Annotated in this window: 15 protein-coding genes; 9 read left to right on the plus strand and 6 right to left on the minus strand. The window is 67.0% G+C overall.

What is annotated here, in order from left to right; genetic code table 11:
* Positions 1-22: 22 nt before the first annotated feature.
* The 5 genes from dprA to JF515_RS15735 all read left to right on the plus strand — a co-directional run bounded on the left by dprA (position 23) and on the right by JF515_RS15735 (position 4573).
* Positions 23-1072, plus strand: coding sequence for a DNA-processing protein DprA (dprA, locus tag JF515_RS15715; protein ID WP_203105414.1), 1050 nt, complete (start codon positions 23-25; stop codon positions 1070-1072).
* 40 nt (positions 1073-1112) lie between these two features.
* Positions 1113-1658, plus strand: a complete 546-nt coding sequence (locus tag JF515_RS15720) for an L-threonylcarbamoyladenylate synthase (protein WP_203105415.1) — start codon at positions 1113-1115, stop codon at positions 1656-1658.
* A 12-nt stretch (positions 1659-1670) separates the two neighbouring features.
* Positions 1671-2579 (plus strand): oxygen-dependent coproporphyrinogen oxidase, encoded by a 909-nt coding sequence (gene hemF / locus JF515_RS15725; RefSeq protein ID WP_203105416.1) that lies wholly within the window; start codon positions 1671-1673, stop codon positions 2577-2579.
* Positions 2576-3391 (plus strand): shikimate dehydrogenase, encoded by an 816-nt coding sequence (gene aroE, locus JF515_RS15730; protein WP_203105417.1) that lies wholly within the window; start codon positions 2576-2578, stop codon positions 3389-3391. Before hemF ends, aroE begins: the two co-directional genes overlap by 4 nt.
* A gap of 195 nt (positions 3392-3586) precedes the next feature.
* Entirely contained in the window at positions 3587-4573 is a 987-nt protein-coding gene (locus tag JF515_RS15735) for a lipid A deacylase LpxR family protein (protein ID WP_203105418.1), read from the plus strand.
* A 120-nt stretch (positions 4574-4693) separates the two neighbouring features.
* Here JF515_RS15735 and JF515_RS15740 read toward each other — a convergent pair whose 3' ends face one another.
* Positions 4694-5224: a gamma carbonic anhydrase family protein gene (locus tag JF515_RS15740; protein WP_203105419.1), complete on the minus strand. Its 531-nt coding sequence runs from the start codon at positions 5222-5224 to the stop codon at positions 4694-4696.
* 47 nt (positions 5225-5271) lie between these two features.
* Here JF515_RS15740 and prlC point away from each other — a divergent pair, with 47 nt between their 5' ends.
* Genes prlC through JF515_RS15755 form a run of 3 tightly spaced genes read left to right on the plus strand, consistent with a single transcriptional unit; the run spans position 5272 to position 7802 of the window.
* Positions 5272-7308 (plus strand): oligopeptidase A, encoded by a 2037-nt coding sequence (prlC, locus tag JF515_RS15745; protein WP_203105420.1) that lies wholly within the window; start codon positions 5272-5274, stop codon positions 7306-7308.
* 8 nt (positions 7309-7316) lie between these two features.
* On the plus strand, positions 7317-7514 hold the full coding sequence (locus JF515_RS15750; RefSeq protein ID WP_203105421.1) for a YheV family putative metal-binding protein: 198 nt from the start codon (positions 7317-7319) through the stop codon (positions 7512-7514).
* Positions 7515-7526: 12 nt separating this feature from the next.
* Positions 7527-7802: a YrhK family protein gene (locus JF515_RS15755; RefSeq protein WP_203105422.1), complete on the plus strand. Its 276-nt coding sequence runs from the start codon at positions 7527-7529 to the stop codon at positions 7800-7802.
* Between the two features lie 36 nt (positions 7803-7838).
* On the opposite strand, the gene JF515_RS15760 is transcribed toward JF515_RS15755, so the two are convergent.
* The 3 genes from JF515_RS15760 to JF515_RS15770 form a co-directional block, all read right to left on the minus strand.
* Positions 7839-9038: an FAD-dependent oxidoreductase gene (locus JF515_RS15760; protein WP_203105423.1), complete on the minus strand. Its 1200-nt coding sequence runs from the start codon at positions 9036-9038 to the stop codon at positions 7839-7841.
* 7 nt (positions 9039-9045) lie between these two features.
* Positions 9046-9666, minus strand: a complete 621-nt coding sequence (locus tag JF515_RS15765; RefSeq protein WP_203105424.1) for a hypothetical protein — start codon at positions 9664-9666, stop codon at positions 9046-9048.
* Between the two features lie 188 nt (positions 9667-9854).
* Entirely contained in the window at positions 9855-10631 is a 777-nt protein-coding gene (locus JF515_RS15770; protein ID WP_203105425.1) for a ferredoxin--NADP reductase, read from the minus strand.
* 149 nt (positions 10632-10780) lie between these two features.
* Between JF515_RS15770 and JF515_RS15775 the strand changes: the two genes are divergently transcribed.
* Positions 10781-11671, plus strand: coding sequence for a LysR family transcriptional regulator (locus JF515_RS15775; RefSeq protein WP_203105426.1), 891 nt, complete (start codon positions 10781-10783; stop codon positions 11669-11671).
* Positions 11672-11673: 2 nt separating this feature from the next.
* Here the strand turns inward: JF515_RS15775 and JF515_RS15780 are convergent, their stop codons facing one another.
* Both JF515_RS15780 and JF515_RS15785 read right to left on the minus strand, forming a co-directional pair.
* Positions 11674-12591, minus strand: a complete 918-nt coding sequence (locus tag JF515_RS15780; protein ID WP_203105427.1) for a DUF3298 and DUF4163 domain-containing protein — start codon at positions 12589-12591, stop codon at positions 11674-11676.
* Between the two features lie 100 nt (positions 12592-12691).
* Positions 12692-14392 carry an alkyl sulfatase dimerization domain-containing protein gene (locus JF515_RS15785; protein ID WP_203105428.1) on the minus strand — a complete coding sequence of 567 codons (1701 nt, stop codon included), beginning with the start codon at positions 14390-14392 and terminating at the stop codon, positions 12692-12694.
* Positions 14393-14415 lie beyond the last annotated feature (23 nt).

Raw genomic sequence — 14415 nt, forward strand, 5'->3', positions numbered from 1 at the left:
CCGGCGCACAAGGAGGTGCGCGATGGATGGACAACTCCGCCGGCTGGCCCTGAGCGCCGCCTTTTCCCCCGACTCCGCCCGGCTTGGCCGGGCGCTGCGTGAACTCAACCCGGACCGGGATGATCTGCTCCGCTTCGTGCCGCGCCTGAGCGCCGCTGGGCAGGCGCGCCTGCTCCGCAATCCCCGTGTCCTGATGCCGGTGCGCGACAGCCTGGCCGCCCACGGCTGGCGCTGGCTGGCCCTGGGCGACACCGATTACCCGCCGCTGCTGGCCGATCTGGACGACGCCCCCGGGGTGCTGGCGGTGCGCGGTGACCCCGCCGTCCTGAGCGCGCCGCAACTGGCCATGGTTGGCGCCCGTCACGCCTCGGCGGACGGGCTTGATAACGCCCATCGTTTCGCCCGCGCCCTGGCCGGTGCCGGCTTCACCATCACCAGCGGTCTGGCCCTGGGCGTGGACGGCGCCGCCCACCGGGGCGCGCTGGCGGCCCCGGGTCGTACCCTGGCGGTGCTTGGCTGCGGGCCGGACCGCATTTATCCCGCCCGTCACGGGGCTCTGGCCGAGGCCATTGTCGAGGGAGGCGGCGCGGTGATCACGGAATTCGCCCCCGGCGACGGTCCCCTGGCCCGCCACTTCCCCATGCGCAACCGGGTGATCAGCGGGCTCAGCCTGGCCACCATCGTGGTGGAGGCGGCGCCGCGCAGCGGCTCGCTGATCACCGCCCGCACCGCCGCCGAGCAGGGCCGGGAGGTGTTCGCCGTGCCCGGCTCCTTGCACAACCCGTTCAGCAAGGGCTGTCACCGGCTGCTGCGCGATGGCGCCAACTGGCTGGAAAGCGTGGAGGATGTGCTGCAAGCGTTCGGCGACTTCCGCCGCGTGATCGATGACAGCCCCGCCCTGAACACGGATCGGCCGGCGCTGCTCCGGCATTTCACCAGCGGCGTCAACGACCTGGACGCGTTGTGCCGGCGCAGCGGCCTGGGCATGGCGGAGCTGGCCGACCGCCTTGCCGAGCTGGAGCTGGAAGGCCACGTGAAGCGCGCCCGGGGTGGCTACGTGATCCACCGCTGAACTGGCGGCGCACCGGTTGCAGCGGGTATCCTCTCGCCGCATGAATCAGCATCTCGATACGGCCATCCGCATCCTGCGCGCCGGCGGCGTCATCGCCTATCCCACCGAGACCGTATACGGCCTGGGCTGTGATCCCTTTGACGAGGCCGCCGTGACGCGGCTGTTGGCGATCAAGGACCGGCCGGTGGCCAAGGGCCTGATCCTGCTGGCCGCGGATCTCGACCAACTGGACGGGCTGGTGACGCTGACCCCGGCCCAGCACCGCGAGCTGGCGTCGGTGTGGCCGGCGCCGGTGACTTACTTGCTGCCCGCCACCGAGCGGGTGCCGGCCTGGATTCGCGGCACCCACCACAAGGTGGCGGTGCGCGTGGGGCCCCACCCGGTGGCTCGTGCCCTGGCCCGGGGATTGGGCACGCCGCTGGTGTCCACCAGCGCCAACCGCGCCGGGCGCCCGGCGGCCCGCAACCGTTTTCTGGCGGCGCGCAACCTGGGCGCGGACGTGGATTTCGTGGTCACCGGCCAGTGCCACCCGCTGGCCCGCCCCTCCACCATCATCGACCTGGAAAGCGGCCGCGTGCTGCGTTAAGGAGCAAGCAACATGCAAGACGTTTCGCCGGATGCCGTGAAGGCCTGGCTGCTGGATCTGCAGGACCGCATCGTGGCGGAACTGGAGGCGGAAGACGGTGAGGGCCGCTTCATCGAGGACGCCTGGGACCGGGCCGAGGGCGGCGGCGGCCGCAGCCGGGTGCTGGCCGACGGTGCCGTGTTCGAAAAGGCCGGCGTGAACTTTTCCCATGTGTTCGGCGAGCGCCTGCCGCCGTCCGCCTCCGCCCACCGGCCGGAACTGGCGGGCCGATCGTTCCAGGCCATGGGCGTGTCCCTGGTGATCCACCCGCGCAACCCTTATGTGCCCACCAGTCACGCCAATGTGCGTTTCTTTATCGCCGAGAAGGAAGGCGAGGCGCCGGTATGGTGGTTCGGCGGCGGCTTCGACCTGACGCCCTTCTACGGCTACGAAGAGGACGCGGTGGCCTGGCACCGGGTGGCCCGGGACGCTTGCCAGCCGTTCGGCGAGGAGATCTATCCGGAGTTCAAGGCCTGGTGCGATGATTACTTCTTCATCAAGCACCGCGACGAGCCGCGCGGTGTCGGTGGCCTGTTCTTCGACGACTTCAACCGCCTCGGTTTCGAGGACAGCTTCGCGCTGACGCGCGGCATCGGCGATGCTTACATCCGCGCCTACCGGCCCATCGTGGCGCGCCGCAAGGCCACGCCCTTCGGCCAGCGCGAGCGGGATTTCCAGCTCTACCGGCGCGGTCGCTACGTGGAATTCAACCTGGTTTATGACCGGGGCACCCTGTTTGGCTTGCAGTCCGGCGGGCGCACCGAATCCATCCTTATGTCCCTGCCGCCCCTGGTGCGCTGGGATTACGACTGGCGACCGGAGGCGGGCACCCCGGAAGCCGAGCTGTATGAGAAATTCCTGATCCACCGGGAGTGGCTATGAGCGACCGCTACGCTGTGTTCGGCAACCCGGTGAGCCACTCGCGCTCGCCGGACATCCACCATGCCTTCGCCGCCCAGCGTGGCGAGGATCTGGTCTACGAACGCATCGAGGCGCCGGTGCATGGTTTCCCGGCGGCGTTGGCGGCCTTCTTCGACGGTGGCGGTCTCGGCGCCAACGTCACCGTGCCGTTCAAGGAACAAGCCCATGATCTGTGCGGCGAGCTCACCGGGCGGGCCCGCCAGGCCGGCGCGGTGAACACCCTGTGGCGCCGGGACGGCGTGCTGCACGGCGACAACACCGACGGCGCCGGCCTGGTGGCGGACCTGCGCGCCAACCAGGGCTGGGCCCTGGGCGGCAAGCGCCTGCTGGTGCTGGGCGCCGGCGGCGCGGTGCGCGGTGTGCTTGGCCCGCTGCTGGCCCAGGCCCCGGCGGAACTGGTGATCGCCAACCGCACCCTGGCCCGGGCGGAAACCCTGGTGGAACGGTTCGCCGGCCAGGGCGTGGCCCTGCATGCCAGCGCCCTGGATGCCCTGGAAAACCGTTTCGACGTTATCATCAACGCCATCTCCGCCGGTCTGCACGGTGACATGCCGGCCCTGCCGGATGGCCTGGTGGGCGACGCCACCGTGGCCTACGACATGGTCTACGGCGCCCGCCCCACCCCGTTCATGGAGTGGGCCGGGGCCGCCGGCGCGGCGGCGGTGCGCGATGGCCTGGGCATGCTGGTGGAACAGGCCGCCGAGGCGTTCCTGGTGTGGCGCGGCTGGCGACCGGACACGGCGCCGGTGCTGGCGTCGCTGCGCCGTGGCTGAAAGCCGGTTTTTTACAACTTTTGCCGTCCGCGCGCTGGCGGCGCCGCGGGCTTCGCGGTGAAATGCGCACACGGGCGCCGCTGAGCGCCCGATTTTTTGGGATTGGCCGGCGGCCTGTCCGTCCTGCCTTGCCCTTCCGCCTTGCGCCGCGCCGGCGGCGATTGCTTGCCCGTTTGTTGCTCGTGGAGGGACGCCATGCGTTCAGTGTTTCGTGCCCTGGTTCTGGCCGGCTGTCTGGCGCCGTCCCTGGGCCTGGCCAATACCTTCGGTTTTTCCTGGGATAACGACCTGTTTCTGGGGCAGGACAAGAACTACACCAATGGCGTGCGCCTGAGCTGGGTCGGCGATGGCCAGGCCGATTGCGAAAAGAACGGCGGTTTCACCTGTGGCGTGGCTCGCACCCTGGACCCGCTGCCCGGCGTGTCCGCCGCCGACGAGCGCCACGCGCTCACCGTGAGCCTGCAGCAAATCATGATCACGCCGTCGGACATCGAGCGCAAAACCCCCGATTACAATGATCTGCCCTATGTAGGCTACGCCAACCTGGAAGTCGGGCTGTTCAGTTGGGACCGCAAGAATCTGTTTGGCTACGGGCTGCGCGGTGGCGTGGTGGGGCCGGATTCGGGGGCCGAGAACAGCCAGAGGGTGGTGCACCGCATCACCGGCTCCAACGAGCCCCAGGGCTGGGACAACCAGCTCGGCCCGGACGCCGTCGGCGGCGCCTGGTTCCTGCATGCCCACCGGCTGCTGCGCAACACCGGCGACAATGGCTACCAGACAGAGCTCGGCACCGCCTGGGGCATCGACGCCAACAACTTCGACGGCAATGCCCAGGCCGGCGGTTTTATCCGCTTTGGCCGCAATCTGCCGGGCAATTTCATTCCCGATTACGCCGGCATCGGCACCGCCGGCTCCCTGGTCGGCCTGTTCGACAACCCGGGCTTCGGCTGGGAAGTGTTCCTGGGCGCCGCCGGCCAGTACAACGCCTACTCCTACATCGAGGAACACGCCGACCGCTACGACATCGAGACCCGGGATTTCACCGGCACCCTGATCACCGGGTTTGGCCTGCGCAACAGCGGGTTCAGCTTCACCCTGACGCTGCAGACCTCCACCTCGCCGATCCGCGACAGTAACGACCCGTTGAGCTTCGGCAACATGTCCTTCATGTGGGCGATCTGATTCACTGGCCCACCGGATTCACGCCACTCGCTGTAGGAGCGGCTTCAGCCGCGAAAGCTGCGCCTGGGCAGCGGCACGGCCCGATCGCGGCTGAAGCCGCTCCTACAGCGGCCACCGACGTCAGGGGTTCAGATACTGGTCCTTGAGCTTCACGTAGTTGCCGGCCACATAGGGCAGAAAGCGCACTTCCTGCTCGGTGAGCTCGCGCACCGGCCGAGCCGGGCGGCCCCGATACAGCCAGCCGGATTGCAGCCGCTTGCCCGGGCTCACCAGGCTGCCGGCGGCCAGCATCACGTCGCTCTCCACCACGGCGCCGTCCATGATCATGGTCTGCATGCCGATCATCACCCGGTCGCCCACGGTGCAGCCGTGCAGCATGGCCTGATGGCCGATGGTCACGTCGGCGCCGATCTCCAGCGGGAAGCCACCCGGATTGAACTCGGAAGCGTGTGTGATGTGCAGCACCGCGTTATCCTGGATGCTGGTGCGCGCGCCCACGCGGATGCGGTGCATGTCGCCGCGCACCACGGCTCCCGGCCACAGTGAGCAGTCGTCGCCCAGTGTCACGTCACCGATCACGGTGGCGGCCGGGTCCACGTAGACCCGCTCGCCGAGGTCCGGTGCCTTGTCTTCGAAGGGGCGAATCCCCATTTCGATACTCCTGAAGTTGCGTTTACCCGTTTATACCGAGAGGTCCCATGAGCCACAATCCGTTGATCGATTATCCGGATCTGCCGCCGTTTTCCGAGATTCGCCCCGAGCACGTCAAGCCGGCGGTGGAAACCCTGGTGGAGGCCGGTCGCGAACGCATCCGCCAGGTGCTGGCCAAGGGCGACTTCAGCTACCGCGCCCTGGAGCAGACCCTGGCCGAGGAGGATGATCGGCTGAGCAAGGCGTTCGGGCCGGTGGGGCACCTCAATGCCGTGGCCCAGAACGAGGCCCTGCGCGAAGCCTACAACGCCTGCCTGCCGCTGCTCAGCGAGTACGGCACCGAGGTGGGCCAGAACGCGGAACTGTTCGCCGCCTACCAGGCGCTGCGCGAAAGCGAGGAATTCCAGCGCCTCGACCCCGCCCGGCAAAAGGACATCGACAACACCCTGCGTGATTTCCGGCTGTCCGGCGTGGCGTTGTCCGGTGGGCAGAAAAAGCAGTACATGGAGAACGCCAAGCGCCTCTCCGAGCTCACCACCCGCTATGAGAACAACCTGTTGGACGCCACCCAGGCGTGGAAGAAGCACATCACCGATGAAAGCGAGCTGGACGGCGTGCCGGAAACTGCCCTGGCCGGCGCCGCCGACCGCGCCCGCGCCGAGGGCCTGGAGCAAGGCTGGCTGCTGACCCTGGACGTGCCGGTGTTCCTGGCGGTGATGAGCCACGCCCGCAACCGCGCCCTGCGCGAGGAAATGTACCGGGCCTTCACCACGCGAGCCTCCGACCAGGGCCCCCAGGCCGGTGAGTACGACAACGCCGCCATCATGGATGAGATCCTCAAGCTGCGTCATGAGCAGGCCAACCTGCTCGGTTTCGCCAACTACGCCGAGGAATCCCTGGCCACCAAGATGGCCCGGGACGTGGACGAGGTGATGGGCTTCCTGCACGACCTGGCGCGCCGCTCCAAGCCCCAGGCGGAAAAGGAACTGGCGGAGCTGAAGGCGTTCGCCGCTGAGCAGGGCGCCGACGATCTGCAACCCTGGGATCTGGGCTTTTGGAGCGAGCGGCTCCGCGAGGCCCGCTACGACCTCTCCGAGGAGGCGTTGCGGCCCTGGTTCCCGGCGGAAACCGTGATCGACGGCATGTTCCAGGTGGTCGGCAAGCTGTTCGGCATTCGCTTCCGCTCCCGGGACGACGTGGACACCTGGCACCCGGACGTGCGCTTCTACGAACTGGTGGACGATGACGGCACCGTGCGCGCCGCCTTCTACCTGGATATGTACGCGCGCACCGGCAAGCGCGGCGGCGCCTGGATGGACGACGCGCGCATCCGCCGGCGCCGGCTGGACGGCGCCCTGCAGACCCCGGTGGCCTACCTGACCTGCAACTTCGCGCCGCCGGCCGGCGGCAAGCCCGGCCTGCTCACCCATGATGAGGTGGTGACCCTGTTCCACGAGTTCGGCCACGGCCTGCACCACATGCTCACCGAACAGGACGTGCCGGGCATCTCCGGTATCAACGGCGTGGCCTGGGACGCGGTGGAGCTGCCCAGCCAGTTCCTGGAAAACTGGTGCTGGACCGAGGAGGGCCTGGCGCTGATCTCCGGTCACTACGAGACCGGCGAACCGCTGCCCAAGGACATGCTCGACAAGATGCTGGCGGCGAAAAATTTCCAGAGCGCCATGGGCATGATGCGGCAACTGGAATTCTCCCTGTTCGACATGCGGCTGCACGCCGAGTACCGGGAGGGGATGAGCATTCAGAAGGTGCTCGATGAAGTGCGCGAGGAGGTGTCGGTGGTCAAGCCGCCGGCGTTCAACCGCTTCCAGAACGGCTTCGCGCACATCTTCGCCGGTGGCTACGCGGCGGGCTATTACAGCTACAAATGGGCGGAGGTGCTGTCCTGCGACGCCTACTCCCGGTTCGAGGAAGAAGGGCCCTTCAACGCTGATACCGGCCGGGATTTCCGCGAGAAGATCCTGGCCCGGGGCGGCAGCCAGGAGCCCATGGAGTTGTTCGTGGCGTTCCGTGGCCGCGAACCCAGCGTCGAGCCGTTGCTGCGTCACAGCGGCATCGAAGGCTGAGCCGCACCATGAAACGTCAGTTCATCGCCGGCGCCGCCTGCCCGTCCTGCGGCGCCGTCGACCGTATTCAGCGCTGCAGCGAGGGCGACACCATCTGGATGGAATGCGTCGCCTGCGGCATGGTGCGCAATCTTGATGAGAAGCCGGCGGCCACCAACGCCAATGAACAGCCGGTGACCCTGCGAGGGCCGAAAACACCGAACTAGGGAGGAAGGACGATGACGCGACCCCGTGTCGATGACCCGCTGACCCTGCACCTGGGGCGCGAGGAACTGATCATCCGGCGGCGCTATGAGACGCTCAGTATCGTCAACGACTTCCTGATCGCCATCTGGTTTTTATTGGGCAGTGTTTTCTTTCTTTATCCGAGCCTGGAGAAGCCCGCGGCCTGGCTGTTCATCGTTGGCAGTTTCCAGTTCCTGATCCGGCCCACCCTGCGGCTGATCAGTCATATTCACCTGCAGCGGCTGCCGGAGAGCAGCTGGGAACGCTAGCGTCCTGGCCCGTGATCGCGGAGCGCCTGGCCGCGCCTACCGGATAAAACCGGTTTTCAGACCCGCCGTGGTGCGCGCCATTTCCCGGCGCAGCCAGGGCACCCGGTCCATGGCCGGGAACAGCGTGTCGCGCAGGGCCGGCACCAGGCGGCCATGGGACTGGAACGCCGGTGTCAGCCAGCGGCTCATGCGCTGGTAAAAGCGGATCCCGCCCCGCCGGGCGCGGTGATAGCGGGCCCAGACCCCGGGCCAGTCACTGCTGGCCGCCACCGCCGCCGCCAGCTCACGGGCGTCCAGCAGCGCCATGTTGGCGCCCTGGCCCAGTTGCGGGCTCATGGCGTGGGCGGCATCGCCCAGAAAGCCCAGCCGCCCGGCGCCCCAGCGGCGCATGATCACATCCCGATAGGTAGCCACCAGCAGGTCCGAGGGCGCGCTCAACCCTTCCAGCACCGGCGCCAGCCGGGGCCAGATTCGCAACGCCTGTTCCCGCCAGGCATTGAAATCCACCTCGCCGGCCCGCCAGCGTGTCAGTTCCGTGACCGGCAGGCTCCAGAAGAAGCTCACCAGATCCTGGTCCGGTGCCGCCGGCGAGCGCCCGGTGGGCAGCAGCCCGGCCATGGTGTGGGCGCCCTGGTAGCGCTGGCTGAGCCGGTCATGGTCCAGTTCCGCCACCATCGGCCGCATGGCCCAGATCGCGCCCCAGGGGTAGCGGCGGTCATAGCGCACCCAGGCCGGCGGGCGCAGCCGGCTGTGGCTGCCGTTGGCCACCAGCACCGCGTCGAAGGGGCGGCGCTCATGGTGCCCTTGCCGGTCCAGGTCCAGCCAGGCGCGGTCGTCGACGGGGGCCACGGCGAGCACCCGGGTGCCGGTGAGCCGCTCGTGGGGTTGCGCCTGAAGCGCCTCGTCCAGGGTGTGGCAGAGGCTGGCCCGGTGCACGCCGAGGCCCTCCATGCCGGGGGCCAGGCTTTGGTAGTGGACCCGCATCACGGTGCGGCCTTCCGGGGTGTCACCGAACAGGCCGTGGATCGGCGCGCCACGTTCGCGGATCGGACCCGCCAGGCCCATTTCCGTGAGCACGGCCAGGCCCGACGGCTGCAACAGCAGGCCGGCGCCCACCGGCGCGGGCGCCGGGGCCTGCTCGATCAGGGTGACGCGGTGGCCTTGGCGGGCCAGGAGACAGGCGCTGGCCAGGCCGGCGGTGCCGGCGCCGACCACGGCGATGGTTTGCGGCTTCATGGCGGCGTCAGTGCGGGGACCAGCTCATCTGGCTCAGTGAATACACGAAGAACCCGGCGCCGATCAGCGCCAGCACCATCAGCACCGTGGCGATGATGCCCAGCACCAGCCCGGCGGTGGTCTGGCCACGGCCCTCGGGGTCCATCTCGCCCCGGTTCATTGCGCCCAGATCCCGTGCCGCCAGGATCCAGGCCACGGTGCCGATCGGCGCGAACACCAGCATCCCCAGCAACCCCATGACCAGCACGGCGGTGCCCCGGTGCGGGCGCAGGGCGGTGTTGGTGGCGGCGGCGTGCGCCGTGGTGGTTGGCACCGGCGCCGCCGGACGCTCCACGAACGCCGCCGCCAGCATCAGGCCGGTCACCGAGACGCCCAGCACGAAGTGCACCGAGGACACCAGAAGGCCGTACATGTCCCAGCTGAAGGAGCCGCTGCCGGCCAGATCCATCAGCACGGTCATGGTGAAGACGATGAACACCGACTGCAGCAGCATCAGAATGCAGGCGATGATCACCAGCATCGCGGCCTTGGGCGCCCGTTTGTGGAAGACGATGCCCAGCACGATGCCCACCAGCGCGGGGATCACCAGGGGCAGGATGGCCGTTAGGCTGGAAAGCAGGGAGGACATGGCGTGAATCTCCTTGGCGGCTGAATCGCGGAAACATACCGGTCCCCATGGCGGTTGTCATGGAAGACCGCCACGGAATTCATAAACAAACCATAAAAAAGCCCCGCCGGAGCGGGGCTTTGGAGTGACGGCAACGAAGTAGCAACAACAAACGTAGCAACAACAAACTGGAGAAAACAGCGCAAGGCTTACTTTTCGACGAAAGCGCGCTCGATCACGTATTCGTGCATCTTGCCGCCTCGGGACTCCTGGAAGCCCCAGTCGTCGAGAATGGCGGTGAGGTCCTTGAGCATGGCCGGGCTGCCGCACAGCATGAAGCGGTCCTCGTCCAGATTCGGTTTCGGCAGGTTAAGATCCTCATAGATCTTGCCGGACGTCATCAGGTCGGTGAGCCGGCCCTTGTTGCGGTAGGGCTCGCGGGTCACCGTGGGGTAATACAGCAACTGGTCGCGGATGATCTCGCCGAAGAATTCGTTGTTCGGCAGCTCCTGCTCGATGATGTCCTTGTAGGCCAGCTCCGAGGTATAGCGCACCCCGTGGGTGAGGATCACCTGATCGAATTTCTCGTAGATCTCCGGGTCCTTGATGATGCTCATGAACGGCGCCAGGCCGGTGCCGGTGGACAGCAGCCACAGGCGCTTGCCGGGCAGAAGATGATCTGCCACCAGGGTGCCGGTGGGCTTGCGGCTCACGTAGATCTTGTCGCCGGGCTGGATCTTCTGCAGCTGGGAGGTGAGCGGGCCGTCCGGCACCTTGATGCTGAAGAACTCCAGCTCTTCCTCATAGTTGGCGCTGGCGATGGAGTAGGCGCGCAGCAACGGGCGACCGCCGTCCTGCTCCAGGCCGATCATGGTGAAGTGGCCGTTCTTGAACCGGAAACCCGGGTCACGGCTGGTGGTGAAGCTGAACAGCGTGTCATTCCAATGGTGCACGCTGGTGACGGTTTCAGTATTCAAATTTGACATAAGCTAATACGCTTTTATTCCGAAATCTCCAGTTGGCGAGAATGTAACCACTTCATGGATATCGGTAAAATGGGTAATTCCGATATTTCATATTGACAGCATCGATATCTAAATGTCAATGGTTCTCATTCATATGAACGGTGATCGCCATGCGCTACACCCTGCGCCAACTGGAAGTCTTCCTCGCCACCGCCCATTACGAGAATGTGAGCCGGGCGGCGGCCCAATTGAACATGTCCCAATCCGCCGCGTCGGGGGCGCTCAAGGAGCTGGAATCCCAGTTCGAGGTGAAACTGTTCGAGCGCGCCGGCAAGCGGTTGCGCCTGAATGAACTGGGACGTCAGCTCTGGCCCCGGGCGGAGGCCCTGATTGGACAGGCCCGGGAACTGGAAGCCGGCCTGTTGGCCCATCAGGAACTCGGGCAGCTCAAGGTGGGGGCCACCCTGACCATCGGCAACTATCTGGCGGTGAGCATCATGGCCCGCTATATGGCGGAACAGCCCGGCGCCCGGGTGCAACTGGAGGTGGCGAACACCAGCACCATTGTCGACCGAGTGCTGGGCTTCGATCTTGATCTGGGTCTGATCGAGGGTGAAATCAATCACCGCGATCTGGAATTACTGCCCTGGCGCGGTGACGACCTGGTGGTGTTCTGCTCGCCGGACCACCCGCTGGCGGCTCGGGGGCGCCTTGATGACCACGACCTGAAGGCGGCTACCTGGATCGTGCGCGAGCCCGGCTCCGGGACCCGCCAGACCTTCGAGCGCGGCATGCACGGCATCCTGCCGGATCTGAATCTGTTGTTGGAGCTGGAGCACACCGAAGCGATCAAGCGGGCGGTGGAAACCGGCCTGGGCATCAGTTGCCTGTCCCGGGTGTCTCTGCGTGAAGCGTTCCGGCGCGGTTCCCTGGTGCCGCTGGCGGTGCCGCACCGGGACTTCAGCCGGGAGTTCTACTTCGTGCTGCACCGCGATAAATACCGCAGCCCCGGGGTGGAGCGCTGGCTGGAATTGTGCCGGGCGTCGTCGGCGCCCGGCTAGCGCTAGAGGGGGCGGTAGCGGGCCCGGATCACTCCTTCCAGATCCTCCCAGGGGAGGGTGAATTCCGGCTGCCCCATGGAATAGGGCGCGATGCTGTAGACGTCGTAATGCAGGACCACGCCTGCCCGGGTGAGGCGGAAAGCGTCGGTTTGCTGGAACGGCCAGTCTTCCTGGAAGGTGCCGTCATCGGTGGGCGCTTCCTGCTCGAGCCACTGGCCGTGGGCCCGGCGGGCCGCTTCCCAGAAGGCGTCTTCCTGGCCGGCCTCGATCAGATTGCCCAGGGAGACCGGGCCATTGCTGGCCAGATCCCAGTTCAGCCATTGGGTGATGGGCATGCCGTGGGCGCCACCGGTGAACTCATAGCTGTTGATCGCCACGGTCACCAGGGTCCGCCAGCGGCCTATTTGTTTGGTGTTGCCGGATAACTCCCAGCCCTGACCGCCCTCGCCGGCGGTGCCGGCGGCGGTTGCCAGGAACTGCTCGGCGGCGGCCTCCAGGCTGTCCGGCGTGGCCGGGTCCTCGCTGTTGACCACCAACTGCGACGCCAGACGTTCGCGGATCGCCTGATTGAGCGCCGGCTGGCCGTCATAGAGCTCAAGCCGCGCATCGAACACCGGGCACTGGTCGCCCTCGCAGCCGTCCGGGCGCCGCTCCAGGGTTTCGGTATGGTGGGTCAGCTTTTCCGGGACCGGGCTACCGTTGCTCTGGTCCGCATCGTCCTGGCCCGCGTTAGTATCGTGATTTCCGTCGGACCCGCCGTCCGGGGCGCCGGTGGCCGGTTGCTCCGCCTGATCGGTGGCCGCGGGCCGTTCCGGTTTGGCGGAGGTGGCGTCGTTGCTATTGTCGCAGGCGGCCAGTGACAGCGTCAGGGCCGCCAGCGCGGAGATCACGAAGGGCGATTGCCCGGGCAGGCGCGGCATGGGAAGTCCCGTTGGTTCCATGGAAAAAAGCGGCGCGGTCGCAACCGCGCCGTAATGCGGGAGCATGCCCTGATTGCCGGTCGCCGGGCAAGTGGCCGGGTCAGTCCACCTTCTCGAAGTAGCCGAGGATGCGCAGCGCCGCCACCTTGCCGCCGCGGATATCCAGGTCGTCGCCGGCCAGGGCCGCCACCGCGCCCCGTTTGCCGGCGGCGATCGCCTTCCATACCGGCTCGCGGGTTTCCAGCACCGCCACGGTGTCCTCGTCCAGGCCTTCATGGACCACCGCCACGCCATGGCGGATTTCCAGGGTGAACGAGCGGCCGGAGTCGGCGAATTCGAAGCCCAGCTTCTCGTGCGCGTCCAGGGTTTCCTCGGCCTTCAGGAAGGCGGGCATGGCATTCAGGAAGTTATCGATCGGCAGGGTGGCGAGAAAGCCGTCCGGGCTTTCCGTGCGAAAGCCGGGATGCAGGCCCTCGGCGGCTTCCCGGGCGGCGGTGAAGTAGTAATTGCGCGCGTTGGGGTTGGATTCGGTTTCCGCCAGGCGGCGCAGCGCCCCGGCGCGCAGGTCGGCGACGTCCTGATCGTCCGGGCGCAGCACCCGCAGGTGATCGGTGAGTGCCAGCGCCCACTGGGCCTGGCCGCCCTGGAGCGCGTCGCGGGCACGGTCCAGCAGCGCGTCCTCACCACCGGCCAGTTCCGCCATATGGCGGGCCCGTTCGCCTTCCGCCAGAGGTTGCAAGGTGCTCGGGTTGCCGTCGAACCAGCCCAGATAGCCATCGAACACCGAGCGCACCGACCAGGCCACGTTGCCATAGAACGGCTGCAGCCACGGGTGCTTCGCCAGATGGGGCGGCAGATGCACGCGTTCCACGATCTGGTCCGGGGTCAGGCCCTGGTTCATGTAGCGCAGGGTCTGATCGTGCACGAACTGGATCGCATCCCGGTAGGCGGTGAGCGTATCGCGAATGGTGTCGGCGCCGGTGAGCGGACGGGTGTGGCTGGGCACCAGGTATTCGGCGCCCAGAGCGCGGATCTTGTCCAGGCTGTCGGCCCAACGGCGTACATCCCGGTAAGGGGTGCCGCGAATGGTGTAGAGATTGGGGAACGCCTGGTAGATGTTGTCGCCGGACAGCACCACTTTCTTGTCCGGCAGCCACACGAACAGCTGGTCGTTGGTTTCCCCTGGCGCGTGCACCAGCACCAGACGCAAACCGGCGATGGTCACTTCCCGGCGTTCGCCCACGGTGTGGTCCGGCGGCAGGGCGAACAGGGTGCTGTCCTCGTTGACGCCCAGGAAGGGGCCGATGCCGTCGTTGATGCGCTCGCCGTCCGGCAGATGGTGACCGAACATGCGCATGGAGCGGGTGGTGATGATCGGCCGGATTTGATTGACCACCCGGTTGATGTAATAGCCGGTGGTTTCATGGGCGTACACCGGTACCTCGCCGGCGGCGGCGAAGGCGCGCGCGCCGAACACATGGTCGGCGTGGTTGTGGGTGTAGATCAGCGCCTTGATCGGTTTATCGGTAATCTCGCGGAAGGCGGCCAGTACCCGCTTGCCCTCGTCCACGGTCTCCATGGTGTCGACGATGATGATGCCATCGTCGCCTTCCAGCATAATGGAATTGGCCAGACCATAGCCGATCGCCACGTAGACCCCGTCGGTGACTTTCACCACGCCCTGTTCGAACACCTGATTGTGCGCCCGCAGGGCATCCGGCGCCGGAGTCTCGGCGGGCTGGGGGTGGTCACCGCCGCAGGCGGCCAGCGTCGCCGTCAGCAGAAGAAAAAGGTATCGCATGGATTGTTATCCTTGTTGGGAAA

This window comes from Alloalcanivorax marinus (assembly GCF_016785095.1).
GTDB classification, from domain to species: domain Bacteria; phylum Pseudomonadota; class Gammaproteobacteria; order Pseudomonadales; family Alcanivoracaceae; genus Alloalcanivorax; species Alloalcanivorax marinus_A.